The 21,513-nt window shown below is 60.0% G+C and carries 19 protein-coding genes; 13 read left to right on the top strand and 6 right to left on the bottom strand.

What is annotated here, in order from left to right:
- Positions 1-53 precede the first annotated feature (53 nt).
- Entirely contained in the window at positions 54-878 is an 825-nt protein-coding gene (locus tag H3U90_RS07275) for an oxidoreductase (RefSeq protein WP_198177713.1), read from the bottom strand.
- 742 nt (positions 879-1,620) lie between these two features.
- Between H3U90_RS07275 and H3U90_RS07280 the strand changes: the two genes are divergently transcribed.
- Entirely contained in the window at positions 1,621-2,793 is a 1,173-nt protein-coding gene (locus H3U90_RS07280; protein ID WP_198177714.1) for an aminotransferase class I/II-fold pyridoxal phosphate-dependent enzyme, read from the top strand.
- Between the two features lie 72 nt (positions 2,794-2,865).
- Positions 2,866-3,858, top strand: a complete 993-nt coding sequence (locus tag H3U90_RS07285; protein WP_198177715.1) for a D-2-hydroxyacid dehydrogenase — start codon at positions 2,866-2,868, stop codon at positions 3,856-3,858.
- 39 nt (positions 3,859-3,897) lie between these two features.
- Here H3U90_RS07285 and H3U90_RS07290 read toward each other — a convergent pair whose 3' ends face one another.
- Positions 3,898-4,488, bottom strand: a complete 591-nt coding sequence (locus H3U90_RS07290) for a xanthine phosphoribosyltransferase (RefSeq protein ID WP_198177716.1) — start codon at positions 4,486-4,488, stop codon at positions 3,898-3,900.
- Positions 4,489-4,735: 247 nt separating this feature from the next.
- On the opposite strand from H3U90_RS07290, the gene H3U90_RS07295 reads away from it, so the two are divergent.
- Positions 4,736-5,029, top strand: a complete 294-nt coding sequence (locus H3U90_RS07295; RefSeq protein WP_045924523.1) for a hypothetical protein — start codon at positions 4,736-4,738, stop codon at positions 5,027-5,029.
- Between the two features lie 207 nt (positions 5,030-5,236).
- Entirely contained in the window at positions 5,237-7,753 is a 2,517-nt protein-coding gene (locus tag H3U90_RS07300; RefSeq protein WP_198177717.1) for a UvrD-helicase domain-containing protein, read from the top strand.
- 51 nt (positions 7,754-7,804) lie between these two features.
- Here the strand turns inward: H3U90_RS07300 and H3U90_RS07305 are convergent, their stop codons facing one another.
- Complete coding sequence (locus H3U90_RS07305; protein WP_198177718.1) at positions 7,805-8,458, bottom strand: response regulator transcription factor; 654 nt, start codon at positions 8,456-8,458, stop codon at positions 7,805-7,807.
- Complete coding sequence (locus H3U90_RS07310; RefSeq protein ID WP_198177719.1) at positions 8,455-9,717, bottom strand: sensor histidine kinase; 1,263 nt, start codon at positions 9,715-9,717, stop codon at positions 8,455-8,457. Before H3U90_RS07310 ends, H3U90_RS07305 begins: the two co-directional genes overlap by 4 nt.
- Before the next feature lie 178 nt (positions 9,718-9,895).
- Between H3U90_RS07310 and H3U90_RS07315 the strand changes: the two genes are divergently transcribed.
- The 4 genes from H3U90_RS07315 to H3U90_RS07330 all read left to right on the top strand — a co-directional run bounded on the left by H3U90_RS07315 (position 9,896) and on the right by H3U90_RS07330 (position 14,104).
- Positions 9,896-10,852: an ABC transporter ATP-binding protein gene (locus H3U90_RS07315; protein ID WP_198177720.1), complete on the top strand. Its 957-nt coding sequence runs from the start codon at positions 9,896-9,898 to the stop codon at positions 10,850-10,852.
- A gap of 40 nt (positions 10,853-10,892) precedes the next feature.
- Entirely contained in the window at positions 10,893-12,086 is a 1,194-nt protein-coding gene (locus H3U90_RS07320) for an ABC transporter permease (RefSeq protein ID WP_198177721.1), read from the top strand.
- Positions 12,073-13,410, top strand: a complete 1,338-nt coding sequence (locus H3U90_RS07325) for an ABC transporter permease (RefSeq protein ID WP_198177722.1) — start codon at positions 12,073-12,075, stop codon at positions 13,408-13,410. The genes H3U90_RS07320 and H3U90_RS07325 overlap by 14 nt, the downstream gene beginning before the upstream one ends.
- 70 nt (positions 13,411-13,480) lie before the next feature.
- Positions 13,481-14,104, top strand: coding sequence for an NAD(P)H-dependent oxidoreductase (locus tag H3U90_RS07330; protein ID WP_232341316.1), 624 nt, complete (start codon positions 13,481-13,483; stop codon positions 14,102-14,104).
- A 114-nt stretch (positions 14,105-14,218) separates the two neighbouring features.
- Here the strand turns inward: H3U90_RS07330 and H3U90_RS07335 are convergent, their stop codons facing one another.
- Both H3U90_RS07335 and H3U90_RS07340 read right to left on the bottom strand, forming a co-directional pair.
- Positions 14,219-15,496, bottom strand: a complete 1,278-nt coding sequence (locus tag H3U90_RS07335) for an MFS transporter (protein WP_198177723.1) — start codon at positions 15,494-15,496, stop codon at positions 14,219-14,221.
- Complete coding sequence (locus tag H3U90_RS07340; RefSeq protein ID WP_198177724.1) at positions 15,493-16,179, bottom strand: TetR/AcrR family transcriptional regulator; 687 nt, start codon at positions 16,177-16,179, stop codon at positions 15,493-15,495. Before H3U90_RS07340 ends, H3U90_RS07335 begins: the two co-directional genes overlap by 4 nt.
- A 318-nt stretch (positions 16,180-16,497) precedes the next feature.
- Here H3U90_RS07340 and rpsD point away from each other — a divergent pair, with 318 nt between their 5' ends.
- The 5 genes from rpsD (at position 16,498) to alaS (ending at position 21,509) form a co-directional block, all read left to right on the top strand.
- Positions 16,498-17,124: a 30S ribosomal protein S4 gene (gene rpsD, locus H3U90_RS07345; protein WP_015021916.1), complete on the top strand. Its 627-nt coding sequence runs from the start codon at positions 16,498-16,500 to the stop codon at positions 17,122-17,124.
- 105 nt (positions 17,125-17,229) lie between these two features.
- A complete protein-coding gene (locus H3U90_RS07350) occupies positions 17,230-17,898 on the top strand; it encodes a histidine phosphatase family protein (RefSeq protein WP_198177725.1) in 669 nt (222 codons plus the stop codon).
- Between the two features lie 92 nt (positions 17,899-17,990).
- Positions 17,991-18,422: a DUF948 domain-containing protein gene (locus H3U90_RS07355; RefSeq protein ID WP_045924514.1), complete on the top strand. Its 432-nt coding sequence runs from the start codon at positions 17,991-17,993 to the stop codon at positions 18,420-18,422.
- Positions 18,422-18,661 (top strand): hypothetical protein, encoded by a 240-nt coding sequence (locus tag H3U90_RS07360; protein ID WP_024627396.1) that lies wholly within the window; start codon positions 18,422-18,424, stop codon positions 18,659-18,661. Before H3U90_RS07355 ends, H3U90_RS07360 begins: the two co-directional genes overlap by 1 nt.
- A 166-nt stretch (positions 18,662-18,827) precedes the next feature.
- Positions 18,828-21,509, top strand: coding sequence for an alanine--tRNA ligase (gene alaS / locus H3U90_RS07365; RefSeq protein WP_198177726.1), 2,682 nt, complete (start codon positions 18,828-18,830; stop codon positions 21,507-21,509).
- Positions 21,510-21,513: the final 4 nt, after the last annotated feature.

The following is a 21,513-nucleotide window of genomic DNA, read 5'->3' on the forward strand; positions in this document are numbered from 1 at the left end:
GCACATCTGGCTTCAATGGCGTATTGCTCTGGCACATAGTTTTAGCGTTTAGTTTAGAGGTCCTTGGCATGGACCATCAGGTAGTCCCAGGCACGGGTGGGGATCAGGGTATGAAGGGCAACCAAAGGTTTGGCTCCGAAGCCCAGAAGGTAGCGTGGACGAGGATGGCGTACGATCGAGGCACGGACGATGGCCCTGGCGATAGCGGATGGTTTGGTCAAATGCCTGCTCGAGTACAGTTTGCGTAGCCCGGCTGCAGCCCTAGATCCCGACTTTTGATAGGCACTCCTGTGGGTGACCGCCTGGAGATGGTCGGCGGCGATTGCGCCCCAGTTGGTGGCAATGGCTCCTGGCTCGATCAGGACCACGTCGATGCCGAAGGGTCGCATTTCCATACGCAGTGCGTCGCTGAAGGCTTCAAGGGCGTACTTGGTGGCGTGGTACCAGGCACCCATATAGGTAACCATCCGGCCTGCCATGGAAGAGGTGTTGACGATCCGGCCGCGTCTGGCCCGGCGCATGGCGGGCAGTACCAGCTGGATCAGGCGGGCAAGGCCGAAGAGGTTGACCTCGAATTGTCGGCGGACCTCATCAATGGAGACCTGCTCGACCGGGCCATAGGAGCCATAGCCGGCGTTGTTGACCAGCAAATCAACCCACCTCTCCTTCTGCAGGATTCGTGCGACGGCCTTCTCGATGGAGGCGGAATCGGTCAGGTCCATCTGAACGGCTGTCACCCCTTTGTCGCCCAGCGGCTTCAGTCGTTCGACACGTCGTCCTGCTGCATACACCCGGTATCCATGCTCGGCGAGCATTCGAGCGGTTTCATACCCTATGCCGCTGGTGGCCCCAGTGACCAACGCCACTCGATTGGTCATTTCCTCACCCCTTTTGACGGATATCCAAGAATTCTGTCTCTTGCCTGTCTTTGAGGCAAAGTATATGACGGCGATCTCAATGCAAAGGCCTGTACAGTCAAACAAGGCCACTTTTATGATCGAGTTTGGTAGTACGACACCGCTTTGACATGACTCTTTTCCCAGTTCGTTTTAGCTGACCATAGCTTGCCGGCCATAGCGAAGAGATGAGCTCAGCATACAACCGATAAATGCTTCGGGATGTAATGGGTTGGAATGAGATGAGAGTTTGTGTGGGGAGGGGGCTATCTCAATGTGCTGGTAAAGATTCGCGGTTTGCGATTTGCCAGCCTGGTGAATGGGTGATCCGAGGAAGCCTTCCAGGGAACCTGAAGATTAATCTGGCCTGGTACCATGTCACCTGCTATAAAAATGTGTTTTGGATGCCAGTCATGTCCACAAAATGGAAGAGACTGGTCAAATAATGGTCGCGTTTATAGGATTGCCGAAACTTCGCTGTACGCTTCTTAACAATGCTGATTGTAGATTCCGCAGGAGGTTTCAGCATGCAGGGCACACGATTTACCTATTGGTGGCACGGATTCGATTTGTGACGCCGCGTGCCTTGTAGGAACGGTTGCATGGATCGGAACCCACCGGCCCTGCAGTCGTCGACAGCATTTCCCGTGCATCGTCACCGCATAGTCGGTAGGGCGGCACCAGCGACAATGGTTGTAGTAACCGCATGGGAAAGGACAAGCCAATGACATTGGCGGATCATATGAATGCCAGGGTCAAAGCCCTGGCACCGAGCGACATTCTCGAGTTCAACAAGGAGATCGCCGGAATAGACGGCATCGTGAAGCTGACCCTGGGGGAGCCGGACTTCTTCACCCCCGAGCACGTCAAGCAGGCGGGCATCCAGGCCATCCAGGACAACCACAGTCATTACACCGAGAGTCGCGGCATGCCCAGTCTGCGCAAGGCGGCGGCCGGCTATCTACACGCCAAGTACGGGCTGGACTACGACCCTGACACCCAGATGGTGATTACGGCCGGGGCCACCGGGGGCATCTTCTCGGGCCTTACCGCCATGATCAACCCGGGGGATACGGTCATCCTGCCCACGCCCATCTTCCCGCTCTACATCCCCATCGCCCAGCTGAGCGGAGCCAAGACCGTCTTCGTCGACACCTCCGATGACGGCTTCATCCTCAAGCCGGACAAGCTGGAGGCCGCCATCGAAAACAGCGATGGTCCGATCAAGGCCCTGGTGCTCAACTATCCGACCAATCCCACCGGAGTGACCTACGCCCGCGAGGATCTGGAGGCTCTGGCCCAGGTGGCTCGCAAGCATGGCTTCTTCGTGCTCAGCGATGAGATCTACGCCGAGCTGACCTATCAGGGTACCCATGTGTCCATGGGCACCATTCTGCCGGAGCAAACGGTCGTTCTTGGCGGGGTTTCCAAGTCCCATGCCATGACTGGATGGCGGGTCGGCATCGCCGCTGGCCCTGCCGACGTCATTGACCAGATCAGCAAGGTCAACGAGTTCACCATCACTTCAGTGACCACCAATGCCCAGTATGCGGCCCAGGAGGCTCTGACCAAGGGCATGAATGACACGGATCCGATGCGCGAGGCCTACCGCAAGCGGCGGGACTATCTGGTCAAAGCTCTGCCCGAGGTGGGTCTGGACGTCATCGATCCCAAGGGGGCCTTCTATATCTTCGCCCGGCTGCCCGAGGGCATGCGCGACAGCTGGAGTTTCGTCTACGACCTGGCTCGAAAGGCCAAGGTGGCGGTAATCCCCGGAGCAAGCTTCGGGCCTGGGGGAGAAGGCTACGTCCGCATCTCCTATGCTGCCTCCATGGAGGATCTGCACACCGCCGTGGAGCGGATTGGCGACTATATGCGCGCTCAAAATCGCGGCTGACCCCGCCGGCGATTCGTGCGACAACCATCATCTAGCAACAATCAAAGAAGACAGTTACCGAGGACAGAAACAATGAGCAGCATTCTGATGTATTCAGTGCGCCCCGACGAGCAGGAGGCCATTCAGGCCTGGGCGCAAGCCAATGACATCCAAGTGGATACCACAGACCGCGACCTGGGGATGAAGACCGTGGACATGATCAAGGGATACGACGGTATCGTCATCCAGCAGCACGCGGCCCTGCCCGAGCCGGAGCTCTACCAGCGGCTCAAGGACTACGGCCTCAAGCAGCTGACCCTGCGAATCACGGGGTATGACATCGTAAACCTGCAGGCCGCTCGGGAGAATGGGCTGGTCGTCACCAACGTGCCTGCCTACTCGCCCAGGTCGGTCTCCGAACTGGTCCTGGCCCAGGTCATGCGTCTGGTCCGGCATCTGGGGGAGGCCAGCGCTCGCGAGGCCAAGGACGACTATACCTGGGCCGGGCTTCAGGCCCACGAGATTCACAACCTGACGGTGGGGATCATCGGAGCCGGCAAGATCGGATCGGCCGTGGCCAGAACCTTCCGGGCCCTGGGCTCCACCGTCATCGCCAACGATCCGGTTCACCGCCCCGAGCTGGCAGACACCCTGGATTACGTGGACCTGCCCACCCTTTTGCAGCGGGCCGACATCGTCACCGTTCATACGCCGCTTGACGAGACAACACACCATCTGATCAACGCGCAGGCCCTGGAAGCTATGAAGCCCTCGGCCTTCCTGATCAACGCCGCCCGTGGCCCCATTGTGGACACCCCGGCCCTGATCAAGGCCCTGCAGACCAAGTCCATTGCCGGTGCCGCCATCGACACCATCGAGGGTGAGGCCGGAATCTTCGAAAATGATTTGAGCGGGACCAAGGTCGACAACCAGGCCCTGGAGACCCTCAAGGCCATGCCCAATGTGGAGGTCTCGCCCCACATCGGCTTCTACACCGATGCCGCCGTGACCGCAATGGTCAACATCTCCCTGAACGACGTGAAGACCATTCTGGAGGGTGGCACCAGCGAACATCAGGTGGACTGACCGTATTATTTACGCGACCCAGACCGGACGCCGACCTGCTCAGGCAGGATTGGGAGCAAAGGTAATGGTGCCCTGGTCCGGGTCCATGCTTTCCACGATGGCCAGGGACTTGAGGTTGTAGCCCTCTTTGAGCAGGGTGCGGCCCCCCTCCTGGAAGCCCTTCTCCACGGCGATGCCGATACCCTCAATGACGACCTTGGCGTCATGACAGATGTCGATCAGACCATGCAGGGCGTTGCCCTTGGCCAGAAAGTCATCAAGAATCAGCACATGCTCGCCCTCCTTGAGGAAGCGCTTGGCCACGATGACGGGGTACTCACGCTGCTTGGTGAAGGAGTAGATGCGGGCCGTGTACTGGTCGCCGTCGAGGTTTATGGACTGGGTCTTCTTGGCGAAGACCACCGGCACGTCCCCGAAGTGGCGGGCGGCCAGGCAGGCGATGCCGATGCCGGATGCCTCGATGGTCAGAATCTTGTCGATCCGGTGACCGGCGAACAGGCGGGCCCATTCAGCGCCCATGTGGTCGAAGAGCCGTACGTCGCACTGATGGTTGAGGAAGGCGTCCACCTTGAGTACATTGCCAGGCTTGACCGTGCCCTGGCGGCGGATTCGCTCCTCAAGTTCCTGCATGTCATCGTCCTTGTCGTCATGAGAGCGGGGCCCCTTTGGTCCCGACGGATAGACACCAAGATAACCCGGTTCTGGGACTGTGGTCCGGCTGCCCTGGTCCGCCAGGTTTCACCTCCAGCGGATTGTAGTGTCTTCCTGGCGTGTCAGCCCGTCAATGCGCGGATTCAAGGTCCTGACTATTACAGTGAAAATTGACCACAATGGTCACGCATCGTCGCGGTGCGTTCAAGGACCTAAGGAGGATCATATGGGGATTCTGGATGATGCAAAGGATGCCATGAAGTCTGCCGGCGAGAAGATTTCCGATGTCGCTGGCGATGTAAAGGACACGGTTATGGACAAGGCATCCGATGCCAAGGACGCCGTTGCCGATAAGATGGGCGACGCCAAGGACGCTGCCCAGGACAAGATGGGCGACGCCAAGGACGCTGCCTCCGACAAGATGGACCAGGCCAAGGCCGATGCCAAGGTTGGCAAGGCCAAGGCTGAGCAGGGCGCCACCGAGGCTGTCAACAACGCCAAGGACCAAGTGCGCAACTGACTGGGTCATCTCGACTTCCCCGACTAAATCCCGTTCGCTTTCCCTATTCTCAAGGCGGACGGGGTCTTTTATGTCTGCCGGTATGTCTGCTGACTAACCCTTGAGCCAAGATCCGATGACACCGCTTTGTGGTAGAAATGGTTCTTTGCCGGGTGTGCGCCATCCGGCCTGTGATGGTGACGGAGACCAGATGGCAAGAGGTGGCTTGTGAACGAGGAACCGGACTTGATCCAGCGCAGCGCCAAGGAGCTGCTCAAGGGACTCAACGATCGGCAGGCCGAGGCAGTGCAATACCAGGGGCCGGCCCTGCTGATCGGTGCAGGTGCAGGCTCGGGCAAGACCAGGGTGCTGACCCGCAGAATCGCCTGGATCCTCAGCCAGTTCGGCGCTTGGCCCAGCCAGATTCTGGCCATTACCTTCACCAACAAGGCAGCATCGGAGATGCGCGAGCGTCTGCGCCGGCTGATCGGGCCCGTGGCCGACCGCATGTGGGTGTCCACCTTCCATTCGGCCTGCGTGCGCATTCTGAGGCGGGACGGCAAGGAGATCGGCCTGCGATCGGGCTTCACCATCTATGACACGGCTGATTCCGAGCGCCTGATCAAGCTGATCGGCAAGGATCTGAACATCGATCTGAAGCGCTACACCCCCAGAAACATTTTGAGCCACATCTCCGACTACAAGAACAACCTGCAGGATTGGCGCACACAGCTGCAGGAGTACGCCCCCGACTACCGGCCCGGGCAGCGTGGCCAGCAGATCACCGCCCGCTTCGGCAACGAGGAGGAGCTCTACTCCGTGGTCTACGCCGAGTACGAGCACCGGCTGGCTCAGGCCAACGCGGTCGACTTCGACGATCTGATCGTACGCACGGTCCAGTTGCTCCAGCAGTCCCCGATGGTGGCGCAGTATTACCACCACCGCTTCCGCTACGTGCTGGTGGACGAGTACCAGGACACCAACCATGCCCAGTACGTGCTCATGCGCGAGCTGGCCGGTGCCGATGCCGGCAAACAGGACCAGGCCTGGATCACCGTGGTGGGCGATTCGGACCAATCCATCTATGCCTTCCGAGGGGCCGACATCAGCAACATCAGGGACTTCGAGAAGGACTTCCCCGGAGCCCGGACCATCCTTCTGGAGCAGAACTACCGTTCCACCCAGACCATTCTGGATGCGGCCAACGCCATCATCGTCAAGAACGAGGGCCGCAAGCCCAAGAAGCTCTGGACCGCCCTGGGCAAGGGGGAGCCCATCGTGGGCTATGCCGCCGACAACGCCCAGCAGGAGGCCGCCTGGATCGCCACCGAGATTGCCCGGTTGCGCAGCGAGGAGGGCATTCCCTATTCCGATATGGCCATCATGTACCGGGCCAACGCCCAGTCCCGCGCCCTGGAGGAGGGGCTGATCAACGCCGGCCTGCCTTATCAGCTGGTGGGTGGGACCCGCTTCTACGAGCGCAAGGAGATCAAGGACGCCCTGGCCTATCTGCACGCCATCGCCAATCCTCAGGACGATGTGAACATGCGGCGGATACTCAACGTGCCCAAGCGCGGACTGGCCGCACGTGCCGAGGCGGCGGCGACCTCCTATGCCGATCTGCATCAGGTCTCCTTCTGGGAGGGGGTGCAGCATATCGAGGAGGTGCCCGGAGCCTCCACGCTGATGGTCAAGCGGATGAAGGCCTTCAGGGATCTGATCACCTCCCTGACCGGCTTTGCCGCAGAGCACGATACCAAGCCGTCCCAGATTGTTGAGAAGGTTCTGGAGGAGTCCGGCATGTTGGATGAGCTGCGCAAGTCGGTCGATCCGCAGGATGCCTCCAGGCTGGAGAACCTTGGTCAGCTGCAGTCCGTGGCAGCCGAGTTCGAGCAGAAGACTCCCGACGCCACGCTGGCCGGTTTCCTGGAGACCACGGCACTGGTGGCAGACTCGGACCAGCTGCCTGGCCTTGGCGACGACTCGGGCAAGGTGACGCTGATGACCCTGCACACGGCCAAGGGTCTGGAGTATCCGGTGGTCTTCCTGACCGGCATGGAGCAGGGAACCTTCCCACACTCACGTTGCCTGGAGGATGCCGACGAGATGCAGGAGGAGCGTCGGCTGGCCTATGTGGGCGTGACCCGTGCCAAGCGGCGTCTCTACCTGACCCGGGCCGCCGTCCGCTCCCAGTGGGGGCAGGTCAATGAAATGCTGCCCAGCCAATTCCTGGACGACATCCCTGACAACCTGATCGATTGGAAGCGTCGACAGGCCGGCAACGAGCGGATGCGCGCGGGCTGGGACCTGGGTGATGATGAGGACGAATTCGGCGGCTTCGAGGATGAAAGCGACGGCCGTGCATTCGGCCATCGTTCATTCGGCGGCTTTGGCTCTTCCCGCAATGGATACGGGCGCTCTCGGACCTCCTCGCAGCGGTCGTTCGGATCATCGGGGTATGGCTCTCGCAGCTCCTCCTCCAGAAATGGAAGGGTCACGACCCGGCGGAGCACGACAAACCCGTCGTCAACCTCACACGCTGGCAGGGCCTCGGCCCAGCCCAAGTCGAACGGCCTATCCATTCAGGACTTCTCCCTGGGAGACAGGGTGGCCCACGACCAGTATGGCCTGGGCAAGGTGGTCGACATTCAGGACAAGGGGCACAACTCGGTCCTGACCGTGGACTTCGGCTCCGAGGGGACCAAGAGGCTGATGCTGCGCTTGGCGCCGATCGAAAAGCTCTGAACGATCGAGACTCAGGGCCTACCCACGGACGGGACCACAGAATCTATGCGCTCATGACTCTTGCGAGGACAGCCATTCCACAGCGAGCTGGGTGCGGTTGGCCAGGTTGGTCTTGGACAGGATGGCGGAGATGTGATTGCGGACGGTGCCCTCGCTGAGGTAGAGCCGCCTGGCGATGGCCTGGTTGTCGAGGCCGTCGGCCACCAGAGCGACGATTTCACGTTCGCGGTCAGTCAGTGTTTGGAAGCGCCGGGGAACGGTATCAGCCGGATTCTTTCGCGTCCGTTTGTCCTCATCGCCAAGTGACAGATTAGCCACGGCCTCGGCTCCAAGAACCGTCTGCCCGGCCATAACGGCCTGGAGGGCCGGCACCACCGAGGCCACGTCCTGCTTGATCACATACCCCTTGGCACTCAAGGCCAGGGCGCGGGAAATATATTCCTTGTCTGCAAAGGTGGTCAGAAAGAGCACCCGAGCAGCCGGATCCACGGCGATGATGCGCTCCGCCGCCTCCAGGCCATCCATGCCCGGCATCTGCACGTCAAGCAGCAGCACGTCAGGCCTGCCGCCAGGGGCCTGAAAACTCTCAAGGGCTGACTGGCCGTCATTGGCTGTCCAGATCACGTCTGCAGTACCGGTTGCCGTCAGAATCGTTGACAGGGATGAGCAGACGATCGGATCGTCATCAGCGATAGCGACTTTCATGCCATGACCTTCTTATCCTCTACTTGCTCATTTGTGCTGTGGCTGGACCAGGGCTCCTTGGGCAAGGATACGAAGACCTTCCATCCTTGTCGGTTGGGACCGCTGTTGGCCGTGCCGCCCAAGGCTCTGGCCCTGGCCTCCATATCAGCCAGCCCCATGCCGCGCTGGAGCTCTGGCTCCTTTGGGCGAGTGCCGTCAGGCTGCGACTGCTGACTCCCGCCGTCATCCTGCACCACCATTTGCCAGAAGGCCGGGAGGTCGCGCAGAACCACCTGCGCTGACTTGGCTGAAGAATGGCGGATCGTATTGGTAAGGGCCTCACGAACAATGGTGGCCAGGCAACGGCACACTGGCGCAGGAGCTGTCTCAATGCCATTGTTCAGATTGACCTGCAACCGCCCCATAGAAGCCTCGGAGCTGGCATCCTCCATCTGGGATGCGAAGTCGGTGCCCTCATCCTCCAAGTCATGCACCGAACGACGGATTGTGGTCATGGCCTCGTCCAAGGTCTTGCCGACATCATCCAGTATCTGCTCGGTACTCTGATCGCCCCTGCTCTGCGCAACCACCCGGCCAGCCTGGATTTGCATGATTGCTCGGGTGAGCAGGTGGCCCACATTGTCATGAATATCTCGGGCGATCCGTGTCCGCTCGGATAAGTGCGCCATTCGGGTCGCCTGGGCCCGCTCCTCGTCCAGGTCGTTGATGCGGCCGCGCAGTTGGCGAATCCGGTAGCGTTCGGTGTCCTCAATCTGCCAGACACGCCCCTTAGCCACTGCCAAGTGCGCACATGCCAGTCCGCCGGCTTGTGCCAGCGCTGAGATCAGCAAAGCCAGCAGGGCATAGCGTTGGGTGAGGCCACTGAACAGTATGAGGTCGGCCATGGCAGGTATCAACCAAAGGAATGCCGGAAGCAAGGCCGAGAGTAGCCTGGGCCAGGCCAGTCCAGAATCCTTGGCCTGGGAGTCTTTCAGGCTGGCTGATCTTGTAGCCGGGACCATGGTTCCGAGCCCGGCTCCCGCCTCGAAAGCCAGGGCCGGCAAAAAGAAAAGCCAGTCTGGTATGAACGTTGCCAAAATCGACACCAGACCACTGCCCCACATGGAGCCTGGCGCCGGCAGCAGCCATTCACACAGGGCTCCTGCGGCCAGCGAGGCCAGGAGTCCGGCGATCAGGGTTCCTGAAACCCCTGAACCAGACCATGATCCGCATAAGGTCCCAAGAGCAAGCAGGACCAGCCATCCAGCTATCCTGCCCATGACTATCTCCTCGCCCTCTTGCCCTATTGTCTCAATAGTAATTGTCGGGCTACCCCTTCCTGAGCCTGACAGCAGGCAGAATCACCCATGACAAATGTCATAGGTCTGATTCGAACATCCACAATATCGATGACGGCTGTCACGGTGTTGGGCCAGCCGTAGCTGGGATGATGGAATCATGAACAGTTCAGATGAGCAAGAGCCGGCCTTGCAGGTCAGCGCATTGGTGAAGCGCTACGGTGACATGGTGGCCTTGGACCACTTCGACATGGAAGTCAGCAGAGGTGAGGTATTCGGACTGCTCGGCCCCAATGGTTCAGGCAAGTCAACCGCCATCAACTGCATATTGGCACTGCTCAGCTTTGAATCGGGGACGGTTCGGATATTCGGGCAGGAGATGACCCCGACCTCCTATGACCTCAAAAGTCGTATCGGCGTGGTTCCACAGAATGTGGCTGTTTTCAACGAACTGAACGTGCAGGAGAACATTGACTATTTCTGCTCCCTCTATGTGCCCAGGAAGGCCGACCGCAAGGAGCTGGTGGAACAGGCCATAGACTTCGTAGGGCTGGGCGACTTCCGCAAGTTCCGTCCCGGCAAGCTGTCGGGCGGTCTGTTGCGCAGGCTCAACATCGCCTGTGGCATCGCCCATCAGCCCGACCTCATCTTCTTCGACGAACCTACCGTCGCCGTTGACCCCCAGAGCCGCAACGCAATCCTGGAAGGCATCGAACGGCTGAATGCCCAGGGGGCCACGGTGGTTTACACCAGCCATTACATGGAGGAGGTGGAGCAGATCTGCACGCGGATCATGATCATGGACCACGGCCGACAGATCGCCCTAGGCACTGCTGAGGAGCTCAAGGGCATGGTCCAGGCCGGCGAGCAGGTCACCGTCGAGACCCTGGACCTGCAGGAGTCCACTCTGGCCAAGATCCGCGCCCTGCCTCTGACCCAGTCCGTCGACTATGACGGCAAGGAGCTGGTCATCCACTGCCGGCAGGGCGAGCACAACCTGCAGGATGTGCTGACGGTCCTGGAATCCACCCAGACCAGCTACGGCCACCTGACCAGCCGTCCGCCATCCCTGAACGACGTGTTTCTGGAACTGACCGGCAAGGAACTGCGCGACTGAGCGCGGTCCCAGGCTCAATTGCCGTAAGGAGCATCTATTCATGTGGAACTCATTCCTGATCAACGTCAAGACCTCGATACGCAACACCTCCTCCCTCTTCTGGGTACTGGCATTTCCAGTCATATTGGCCGCTCTGATGCTGGGCATCATGGGCAACCTGCAAGACGGTTACTCTGCCGAGGCGCAACATTTCGCCATAGTCTCTGACGCCAACTGGAAAGCCAGCCTGGGTGCTGACGAATTGGTTTCATCACTATCGAAGAAACCCAAGGCAGGGACCGATGAGACTCAGCTGCTTATCCCGACGACAGTGGCTTCCAGGGCCGAAGCAGACACACGTCTGGATAGTCAGAAGGACATCGGCTACCTGTACGCGGGTTCTGACGGACGGGTCAACATGGTCCTGTCCGATCGTGAAGCCGCCAACATCCAATCCGACTCAACTGCCTCAGAAGGCATAACGGTCTCTATTCTCTCCGCCTCGCTAGTCAGCTTCAATCAGGCCAACTCGGCAAGCTCAACCTTGGCCTTGCCAAATACTCAAATACTGCTGCAATCCGGCCAACAGACCTACACTAAGCAAATCCGTCTGACCCATATCAATCCTTCGATGACCGCACCTTACTTCTTTGCCGTGCTCGCTATGGCCTGCCTTATCGGCGCCAGCACCGCAGCAGAGATGATTGCCAGGACTCAGCCCAACCTTTCAGCCCTGGGAGCCCGACGGGCCAGTTCTCCCAGCTCCAAGTGGCGGCAGGCAGCGGGCGCCTTCCTGGCCTCCTGGCTCTTTTCTGCAGTCAGCCTTCTGGTCGCATACATCTTCGTCCGCACAGTCTGCGGCGTGCAAACCGGCGGCCGTGACCTGATAGCCCTCATAGCCATCGCCGTGGGCACCTTCATGGCCACTGCTTTCGGTTCTATGATGGGCGCCATTCCCAAACTTTCCACCGAAACGAAGGTTGGCCTGGTCATAGGCATCGACTGCACGCTGAGCGCCTTTATCGGTCTCTACGGCAGCCTGGCTATGGACCTCAACAACGCCATCCAGGAGCACGCTCCGATCCTTCACTTGATCAACCCCGTCAAGCAGGTCTCCAACCTCTTCTACGACATCGTCTACTACGACAGCCTGGCACCCTTCGCCCGGACCTGCGGCATCCTGGCTATCATGGCCGCCGTCTTCCTGGCCATCTGTGGTCTGTTCCTAAGGAAACAACGTTATGAATACTTGTAAAACGGCACTGCGCGTCATCTGGGCGCATAAGTTCTACCTCCTCCTGTACCTGGTGGGGATGAGCCTCATCATGATCGTCATCGGTTCCACAAACATGCAGGCCGCGGTACGTGCCAATGCCTCAAGCTCGGTTGGGCGCTTTGAACCCGCGAAGGCGAAAATAGTCGTTATCAACAGGGACCGTGGCAACCAGGTCGGTTGTGAGCTGGGCCAAGGTCTGGAGCGGTACCTGGGCAAGTCGGCCCAACTGGTGACAGTCGAAGATAAGCCTCAAGCCCTGCAGGACGCCAATGTATCCGGCAAAAGCGATTTGACCGTCATCATTCCAGCGGGATATGGCCAACGCTTTCTTGATGCGCTTGAAGATACTGCTACCCAAGCTCACAGCGGTAGCAAAGCCACTGATTTCCCTAAAGTTGAAACAGCTGCCTCCTATAATTCCAGCCGCGGCAGTTTGGCACAACTGCAGGTGGACAGTTATTTCGATGCTCTTCGTACTGCTCTGCTACCAGATCTGGGTCAAAACGGTCCCATGAAGCTGCATTCGTCTGCAGCGATCGAGGATGCGGCTGCCTATGCAGTATCGCACTATGCCAGCAACCAGCCACATGTGGGCATCCATGCCAGCCCAAAGGATGATGACCATGGCGCCCTCTTGGAAGGCTTCGCCACCACCGTCGGCCTGGCTGCCTTTCCCCTGATGACAGCGCTGACGGTCTGTGTTGCTACGCTTTTCGGAGCCTTCAGTTCTCCCGACCGACATCGACGCCTGCTTGCCTCTCCAATGCGATCAAGCAGCCTGAACGGACAGGAGCTCACAGCAGCCCTCATCCTGGCGGGCTTCTCCTGGTTATACTACGTGGCACTCGTCGCTTTCAGCATGGCGGCGTCAGGGGTGTCCTTGGCTTCGCTTGGCTGGGGGAGGGTGCTGCTGAGCTTTTTCGTCATGCTGATATTCGCTGTGTCGGCGGCCTCCTTTGGATTCATGCTTGCTCAGTTCAATCCTTCCTCTTCTCTCATAAACTCGGTAGGGGTCATCTTCGGCCTGGTGGTTATGTTCACCTCCGGGTCAAGTTCGGGAGGCCCCCTGCCTCCGGTCATGCAGACCATCGGCAAATTGACGCCGGGCTGGTGGTACAATACAGCAGTCCAATCAATCATGGATTCCAGCGCAGCAGGTCCGGCCTCCTGGGGTCTTCCGTTGACCGTGGTCGCACTGTTTGCACTGGCTTATGCCTGCCTCGGTCTCATGGTCTCCCGCCTGACGCGCACGCGGGCCACCCTGGTCGCTCCTGTCAGTTCCGACCCCAGCATGATCGGGTAGTTTTTCCGCATTCATATCATCTTTCTGTCAACGGTTTTGCTTATGGTAATCTACCGAATATAAAATAATTTTGGAGAATAGAGCCAAAACCGAATGCAGCACAACTGAAGAAGTAAATGATATGAACATACTCGTTATTCAAGGATCACCCTATGGAGGTAGTTTCAGCCACACCAACGCCCAGGCTTATGCACAAGCTGCCCGGCGTAAAGGCCACACGGTCGAAATGATCGACCTCAGCCAGGAAGACTTTGACCCAGTGCTTCGCTACGGCTATGTCAAGCACATGGAGGACGAATCAGCGCCTAAGCGTTATCAAAACATGGTTGCACGAGCCGATCATCTGGTCTTCGTCTTCCCCATTTGGTGGGCGGGCGAACCGGCCATCCTCAAGGGCTGGCTGGATAGGGTACTCACGCCCCAATTTGCCTACAGATATGAGAGCAGCCTTAAGTCGGAGGGGCTGCTCAGAGGCAAGACGGCGCAAATTATCAGTAGCAGCCATGGGCCGGCCTTCGTCTCCAAGATGTATGGCTCCACCGTGACCCGATGGAAGTACTCCATCCTGAAATTCTGCGGTATCAAATTCACCGGGGCCAGCATTCTGGGCTTCATAGATTCGAAGATTGATACACCTGAACGCCGCGACGCCTTCACTCGGAGGATTTGCGAGACAGTCCCCTCAGCAAAGTAAGGCCTGTCAGCCTTATTGAGACGCTTTTGTGTCTATGTCGCTAAGCGATGGATCCCTGGTCGTCAATGGCGAAAAAGCGCCGGCGCGGCATTCAAAAGGCCTTCACTTCGTTGATCATTCATCCGGCTTCATGGCCAGTCTGGCAATCAGACATGTCAGTAGTGTCACCGTGACCACCCCAGCGATGATCAGGGTCATGGGGCAGTGGTCGATCAGCGGGCCGAAGGCGGCCTGTCCCAGCGGAATCGCGCACATGCATAGACTGTTGGTCAGCCCTATAACTTTGCCTATCAGCATTGCAGGGGTATGAATCTGCTCATAGGACATGGAAGTGATGTTGACCGTCTGCACCATTCCCGCAGCCAGAGCCATGCACCCGGTTACCAGGGCGAAGAGGACATGAGCAGGCAAATGCAGAAGCAGCCCTGCGGCAATGGGCAGGAGGACCAGGGCGCTGCCCGAGAGCAGCAAGGGTATCCGTTGCAGATAGAACCAGCTAGGGCGGATGGACACCAAGATGGCTCCAAGCAGGCTCCCGGAGGCCAGTATCCCTTCGGCCAGCCCCTGCATGGCATTGCTCAGACCCAGTGTCCGAGTGATCATATATGGCAGGGCCACGTTGATGTAGGAGGCAAAGATCAGGTTGGCCGCCAGGCTGAGTCCTATGACCACTTTGAGGTTGCTATGTCTGATGAGGAATTGTGCAGCTGCTTTGGTGTCCGCGACCAGGTGGCCCACCAGTGCTCTTGGTCCTTGGGAGGAGCTCTGTGCTGGTTCGGGAATCCTGACGGCGATTCTGATCCAGACGGCAGAGAGAAGACAGACCAGAGCGGCAACCCCGACCACTTGCATGATTCCGAAGAAGCCCATAACCATGCCGGCCACTACTGGTCCGATCATTCCTACCAGGGAGATCGCCTGGGAAACCAGGGCTGATGCACGGGTCAGGTCTTTTCTGTCCACCAGACAGTGAAGGGCCGCCTGCACCGTTGGGCTGTAACAGGCTCTGTAGGCATTGACCAGCATCATGCAGGCCACGGTCAAAAAAACCGGGTCAATCTTCTGGCTTATCAGGATGTACAAGAAGGCGGTCAATGCTGACAGAATGTCCAGGACCGCCATGGTGGACTGCTTGTGCAGCCGGTCGGCCAGAGCTCCGCCCAGGGGGGTCAGGAGTATGGATGGAAGGACCGCCAGAGCAGAGACCATGCCATAGAGGGATGCCGATCCTGAGATGTTGAGCAGGTGAAGCGGAAGGGCGAAGACCAAACATGTTTGCCCCAGATTGGAGAGAATCTCAGTCGTCAGAAGAGCAATGAACGGCAGTGTCAGCAGCCCTCTGCCCTTGGAGCGGTCTCTATTTGGAGCTTGGTCGTGAGCGGGCGGGTTCATATCGCGACTTCGCTTTCAGTCTTCTCATGGTCGTTGCTTTTGGCGTCGGTGCCGAAGGATGCCAGAAGGTCCGAGAATCCCTGATCTTGTAGGGGGATGCCCAAGCTTTGCATGATCGTGAAGAAACAGGCGGCTCTGGTGCGCAGCTCAGCTTGCGTGCCTTGGCGAAAGAAGGGCAGCAGCCACATGTTGGCCAGCAGGCGGAGGATCTCCGCGGCTTGTTCGACCTGGTTCACATGCATTGATCCGTCCTGATTGCCCTGTGTGATCAGGTCGACAAAGTCGTCCCGCTCATCCACCAAGGCGGTGAATTCCATGCCGATCATCTTGGGATTGGCCTTTGGGTTGAATTTGCGGAACATCAGATTCGCGGCCTCCAGTCTCTTTTGCGCTCGCTTGGGGGAGAAGAGCGACTGCAGCTGCTCCAAAGCCGTGCCTTGCCTCGAGCGGGCATGGTTCTTGCCGGTCGTCTCGCTCATGGCCTTCATCAACCTGTCGGCCACGGCGTCGAAGAGGTCTTCCTTGGATCGAAAATGGTGGTAGACGGCCCCTCTGCTCAGGCCTCCGGTCGCATCAATGATGTCCTGCATACTGGTTTTGTCGTAGCCCTGACGGGTGAAGAGCTCCGTGGCGGCTTTGATGATTCGTTCCTGCGTCAGCTCAGGATGTGCGTTGCGGGCCATGGCCGTTTTCCTTTCAGGTAGATGATGATGAGTCGTTGTTGATTGGTTGGGCAGTTTGCCAGCCTTGACCCAATATCATACCGACCGTTGGTATGAATATATCACAACATACTCTCTGCCGTCGGTCGGGCACATGTGGTTTAATAAACACTTGGTTTGCGCATTTGTGCGCGAACCTATCTGGAGTCTCAGCCCATCAATGGGTCGGCGGCCGCAAGGTCGTTCGTGCTTGGCACGGTGAAGCATTGGAGAGGCCTGACTCGACGGTTCCGGCCGTCTTCGTTCAGATAACGACAGAAGCAAGTAAGGATTGCATCAATGACTAACATTCAGCGTGCGCGTCGCCAGGTCCGCCTGTCCCGCGCTCTGGGCATCGCCCTGACTCCCAAGGCCCAGCGCCTGTTCGAGAAGCGCCCCTATGGCCCCGGCGAGCACGGCCGCAGCCGCCGTCGCACCGAGTCCGACTACGCCGTCCGTCTGCGTGAGAAGCAGAGGCTGCGCGCCCAGTACGGCGTTTCCGAGAAGCAGCTGCGTGCCGCCTATGAGCGGGGCACCCATGAGTCCGGCCAGACCGGTGCCGCCATGCTTCGCGAGCTGGAGTGCCGCCTGGACAACCTGGTCCTGCGCGCCGGCATCGCCCGCACCACCGCCCAGGCCCGTCAGTACGTGGTTCACCGCCACATCCTGGTCGACGGCAACATCGTGGACCGCCCCTCCTACAGGGTCAAGCCCGGCCAGACCATCCAGGTCAAGCCCAAGAGCCAGACCATGGTCCCCTTCCAGATCGCTGCCGAAGGCGTCCACCGGGATGTGCTGCCCGCAGTCCCCGGCTACCTGGACGTGGACCTGGCCTCCTTGAAGGCCAGCCTGGTCCGCAAGCCCGAGCCGGAGGAGATCCCGGTTCAGATCAACATCCAGTACGTGGTCGAGTTCTACGCTCGCTGACCACTAGGAACTTCCACTAGTAACTTTGAGGCCCCGGTCCGTCCGGGGCCTTTTGCATGTCAGGATCTGCCGAGCCCGCTGGGACATGGGTGGGATAATGGGGGCATGTTGCTCCATCTGTATGCCGTCCGCCATGGGCAGACCTATTTCAACCGCTACAACCGTCTTCAAGGCTGGTCCAACTCGCCGCTGACTGCATCGGGGCTGGAGGATGCCGACCGTGCGGGTCGTAAATTGAGCAAGGTGAACTTTGCTGCCGCCTACTGCTCGGACACCACTCGCGCCCAGGAGACAGTCCGCAGAATCCTGGACCAGAACCAGTCGGAGAAGAAGCCTGAGCCGGTCAGCGACAGCCACTTCCGCGAGCAGTTCTACGGCTACTTCGAGGGGCAGGACATGGCCATGGCCTGGTGGGCCGCAGGCGCGCCTCATGGGGCGGGCACCTACCAGCAGATTGTGGACCAGTTCGGACTTGCTGCTACCAGGGACTTCCTCAAGGAGGCCGATCCCTTCGGTGATGCGGAGTCCGACAGCGAGTACTGGACGCGCATTGCCGGCGGATTCGCACTGATTGCCGCCGACCCGCATCTGAAAGATGGCGACCGTGTCCTGCTGATCTCGCACGGCAACACCCTGCTCAGTCTGGTCAACCGATTCGGCGGCGGGCGTTATGACACCAGCAGCCGCCCGAGCAACGGAAGCGTCACCATATTCGACTTCGATACGGAGGCCCCCTTTGAGCGCGCCCTGCAGGTTCGGTCCTTCAACCGTTGAACCGGCTTCAACCGGCCGGTCATGGCCTGGTCTGATAGACGGCGCGTGCTAGCGTTGTCCCCAGTATCGTACCAATGGAAGAGAGGTAGCAGATGGACGTAGGACAGATTGCCGGCCTGATAGCGGCCATTGCCTTCGCTATCTTGGCAGGGTTTCTGATCTATCCCCTGATTCGTCTGGGGAAGCTCTTCGACCAGCTGGCGCAGACCATCAAGCAGGCGGGCGACCATGTCGTGCCCACCCTGGACGAGTCCACCAGCACGGTCACCCAGCTCAACCAGACCCTGACCGACGTCAATCGCATCTCCGCAGCGGCCTCGACCACGGCAGGCAACGTCGGCGCCCTGACCGACCTGTACGGATCCATGCTGGGCAAGCCGGTCATCAAAGTGGCAGCCTTCCTCTATGCCCTGCGCAAGACGATCTCGTCATTCCTTTCTGGTGGCCGCAACAGCGCCGAATCCAAGTCCTCCACAGCAAAAAAGGCCAATGACGGCCAAGGGAACGAGGGGAGTACCCGCTGATGTTCAAACGGATCTTCTGGATGGGCCTGGGCGTCACGGCAGGCGTAGTCCTGGTGACCAAGGCCGAGGCCTATGTCAGGGCCAATACCCCCAAGCGTGCAAGGGAATTCGTGCTGGGCGAGGACCAGGACCAGGTGGCCTCACGGACCCTGTCCGGCCTGGTGCGCCAGTTCACCCAGACCATGCACCAGCGACAGGATGAGCTGGACCGCCGCTATCTGGACCGTTTCCAGGGCTGAGCCTGGGGCGGACAGGCCAGGACAGATGCGCCTGGCCGGTGTAAAATCACCATATTCAGCTAAGAGTCCGGAGTGCGGGCGACCTGTTCGCACCCCGGACAACCGAGTCATTTGGACGACCCGTTATCCCCTCGGCGTTCACCGGGTCTGAAGGAGCAGAAGCAGCATGCGCACATCGGAAATCGCCAAGCGTTTCCTCGATTATTTCCAGGACAAGGATCATCTGGTGGTTCCCTCCGCCTCCCTGATCTCGCCCAATCCCACCACGCTCTTCACCATCGCCGGCATGGTCCCCTTCATCCCCTACCTGCTGGGGGAGCAGACCCCGCCCAAGAGCCGGATGGCCAGCAACCAGAAGTGCGTGCGCACCCTGGACATCGACGAGGTGGGCAAGACCACCCGTCACGGCACCTTCTTCCAGATGCTGGGCAACTTCTCCTTCGGGGACTACTTCAAGGAGGAGGCCATCCACTATGCCTGGGACCTGCTGACCAAGCCCCAGGACCAGGGCGGCTACGGCTTCGACCCCGAAACGATCTGGGTGACCACCTACACCGACGATGACGAGGCCCGCTCCCTGTGGAAGAACGAGGGCTTCGACCCCGAGCACATGGAGATCCTGGGCATGGAGGACAACTTCTGGACCACCGGCGGCCCTGGCCCCGGCGGCCCCTGCTCCGAAATCTATGTGGACCGCGGCCCTGCCTATGGCAAGGAGGGCGGCCCCTCGGCCGACGAGAACCGGTACATCGAGATCTGGGATCTGGTCTTCGAGAACTACGAGGTGGACAACGTACGCTCCAAGACCGACCTGCACATCGTGGGCGAGCTGGAGCACAAGAACATCGACACCGGCGCCGGACTGGAGCGTCTGGCCTACCTGCTCCAGGGCAAGCAGAACATCTACGAGACCGACGAGGTCTACCCCGTCATCCAGGCTGCCGAGAGCCTGTCTGGCCGGCACTACGGCGATGACGCCCAGGATGACGTACGCTTCCGTGTGGTGGCCGACCATGTCCGCTCGGCCCTGATGATCATGAGCGACGGCGTCCGCCCCAGCAACGTCGGCCGTGGCTACGTGCTGCGCCGTCTGCTGCGCCGGACCATCCGCTCCATGAAGATGCTGGGCGTGGACCAGGAGGTCCTGCCCCAACTCTTCCCGGTCTCCAAGGATGCCATGGCCCCCAGCTACCCAGAGCTCAACGACACCTTCTCCGAGGTGGCCGAATCGGCCTATGGCGAGGAGCTGGCCTTCCGTCGGACCCTGGACAAGGGAACCACCATTCTGGATACGGCCGTCAACAAGGCCAAGAGCGGGAAGGGCGAACCCGAGGTCTCCGGCAAGGATGCCTTCACCCTGCATGACACCTACGGCTTCCCCATCGAACTGACCCTGGAGATGGCTGCCGAACAGGGCGTCAAGGTGGATCAGGACGAGTTCCGGAAGCTCATGAACGAGCAGAAGTCCAGGGCCCGCGCCGATGCCATGAAGAAGCGGCACAACGTGGATCTGAGCGTCTACGACGATATGCGCAAGAACCTTGACGAGCCTCAGGTCTTCCTGGGTTACACCGACTTCTCCAGCCGCTCGACTGTCCTGGGCATCATCCAGGAGGGCAAGGGAGCGGTTCCAGCCGTCAAGGCGCCCGCCCAGGTTGAGGTGATTCTGGACCGCTCTCCCTTCTACGCCGAGGCCGGCGGCCAGCTGGCCGACCAGGGAGAGATACTGACCGACGATGGGGCCGTACTGGAAGTGGACGACGTGCAGAGGCCCATCAAGGGGCTGACCATCCACCGCTGCCGACTGACCGAAGGAACGCTGACCCTGCAGGCCAAGGTCACGGCCACCATCGACCGGAACCGGCGCGGTGCCATCGCCCGTTCGCACACCGCCACGCACATGGTCCACAAGGCCCTGCGAGAGGAACTGGGTCCCCAGGCCACGCAGCGCGGTTCCGAGGATGCACCCAACAGGCTGCGTTTCGACTTCCAGTGGTCGCAGGCCCCAAGCCGCCAGGCCATGGATGCGGTGGAAGCCCGTGTCAACGATCGTTTGCGGGACAACCTGGCCGTGACCGCTCAGGAGATGAAATACGACGACGCCATCGCCCTGGGCGCCATGCACCTGTTCGGGGAGAAGTACGGCGACGTGGTCCGTGTGGTCTCGATCGGCGAGGACGGCTGGAGCCGTGAGCTCTGCGGGGGAACCCATGTGGACCACGTGGGCAAGATCGGCGCGGTCTCCATCATGTCCGAGGCCTCGGTGGGCACCGGCGTCCGTCGTGTCGATGCCGTGGTGGGTCAGGGGGCCTACGAATACAACGCCCGTGAGCACGCCCTGGTCTCTCAGCTCTCCGACAAGCTCAACGCCCGCCCTGACGAGCTTGAGTCCAGGATCTCTGCCCTGCTGGCCAAGCTCAAGGAGTCCGACCGCCGACTGGCGGCCACCTATGAGCAGCAGATGGCCCAGGCTGTGCCCGAGTTGGCCAACCAGGCCCTGCATGCTCCGGGCGAAGTCAAGATCGCATCCCGGAATATGGGGCATTTCGGCTCGGTCGATGCCCTGCGCAAGGCGGTGACAGACCTGAGGGGCCGCATGGGCGATGAATATCCCGTTGTGGTCGCCTTGGCCGGAGTCAGCGAGGATGAGAAGCCAGTCATCTTCGTAGCCACCAACCAGGCGGCCCGTGACCGCGGTCTCAGGGCCGGCGACCTGGTCAGGACGGCCTCCAGGGTCCTGGGAGGAGGAGGCGGCGGCAAGCCTGACTTCGCCCAGGGCGGCGGCCAGGATGCTTCGGCCATCGATCGGGCCTTGAAAGACCTGAGTGATCAGGTCCGAGAGGGCTGAGCTC

This window comes from Bifidobacterium sp. W8103 (assembly GCF_016100775.1).
Lineage (GTDB): Bacteria > Actinomycetota > Actinomycetes > Actinomycetales > Bifidobacteriaceae > Bombiscardovia > Bombiscardovia choladohabitans.

Coding starts and splice junctions, on each gene's coding strand:
- H3U90_RS07360 (WP_024627396.1), top strand. CDS start 18,422: ATGTTCAAACGGATCTTCTGGATGGGCCTGGGCGTCACGGCAGGCGTA.
- H3U90_RS07290 (WP_198177716.1), bottom strand. CDS start 4,488: ATGCAGGAACTTGAGGAGCGAATCCGCCGCCAGGGCACGGTCAAGCCT.
- H3U90_RS07295 (WP_045924523.1), top strand. CDS start 4,736: ATGGGGATTCTGGATGATGCAAAGGATGCCATGAAGTCTGCCGGCGAG.
- H3U90_RS07285 (WP_198177715.1), top strand. CDS start 2,866: ATGAGCAGCATTCTGATGTATTCAGTGCGCCCCGACGAGCAGGAGGCC.
- H3U90_RS07350 (WP_198177725.1), top strand. CDS start 17,230: ATGTTGCTCCATCTGTATGCCGTCCGCCATGGGCAGACCTATTTCAAC.
- rpsD (WP_015021916.1), top strand. CDS start 16,498: ATGACTAACATTCAGCGTGCGCGTCGCCAGGTCCGCCTGTCCCGCGCT.
- H3U90_RS07310 (WP_198177719.1), bottom strand. CDS start 9,717: ATGGGCAGGATAGCTGGATGGCTGGTCCTGCTTGCTCTTGGGACCTTA.
- H3U90_RS07305 (WP_198177718.1), bottom strand. CDS start 8,458: ATGAAAGTCGCTATCGCTGATGACGATCCGATCGTCTGCTCATCCCTG.
- H3U90_RS07325 (WP_198177722.1), top strand. CDS start 12,073: ATGAATACTTGTAAAACGGCACTGCGCGTCATCTGGGCGCATAAGTTC.
- H3U90_RS07280 (WP_198177714.1), top strand. CDS start 1,621: ATGACATTGGCGGATCATATGAATGCCAGGGTCAAAGCCCTGGCACCG.
- H3U90_RS07315 (WP_198177720.1), top strand. CDS start 9,896: ATGAACAGTTCAGATGAGCAAGAGCCGGCCTTGCAGGTCAGCGCATTG.
- H3U90_RS07275 (WP_198177713.1), bottom strand. CDS start 878: ATGACCAATCGAGTGGCGTTGGTCACTGGGGCCACCAGCGGCATAGGG.
- H3U90_RS07335 (WP_198177723.1), bottom strand. CDS start 15,496: ATGAACCCGCCCGCTCACGACCAAGCTCCAAATAGAGACCGCTCCAAG.
- alaS (WP_198177726.1), top strand. CDS start 18,828: ATGCGCACATCGGAAATCGCCAAGCGTTTCCTCGATTATTTCCAGGAC.
- H3U90_RS07320 (WP_198177721.1), top strand. CDS start 10,893: ATGTGGAACTCATTCCTGATCAACGTCAAGACCTCGATACGCAACACC.
- H3U90_RS07355 (WP_045924514.1), top strand. CDS start 17,991: ATGGACGTAGGACAGATTGCCGGCCTGATAGCGGCCATTGCCTTCGCT.
- H3U90_RS07340 (WP_198177724.1), bottom strand. CDS start 16,179: ATGGCCCGCAACGCACATCCTGAGCTGACGCAGGAACGAATCATCAAA.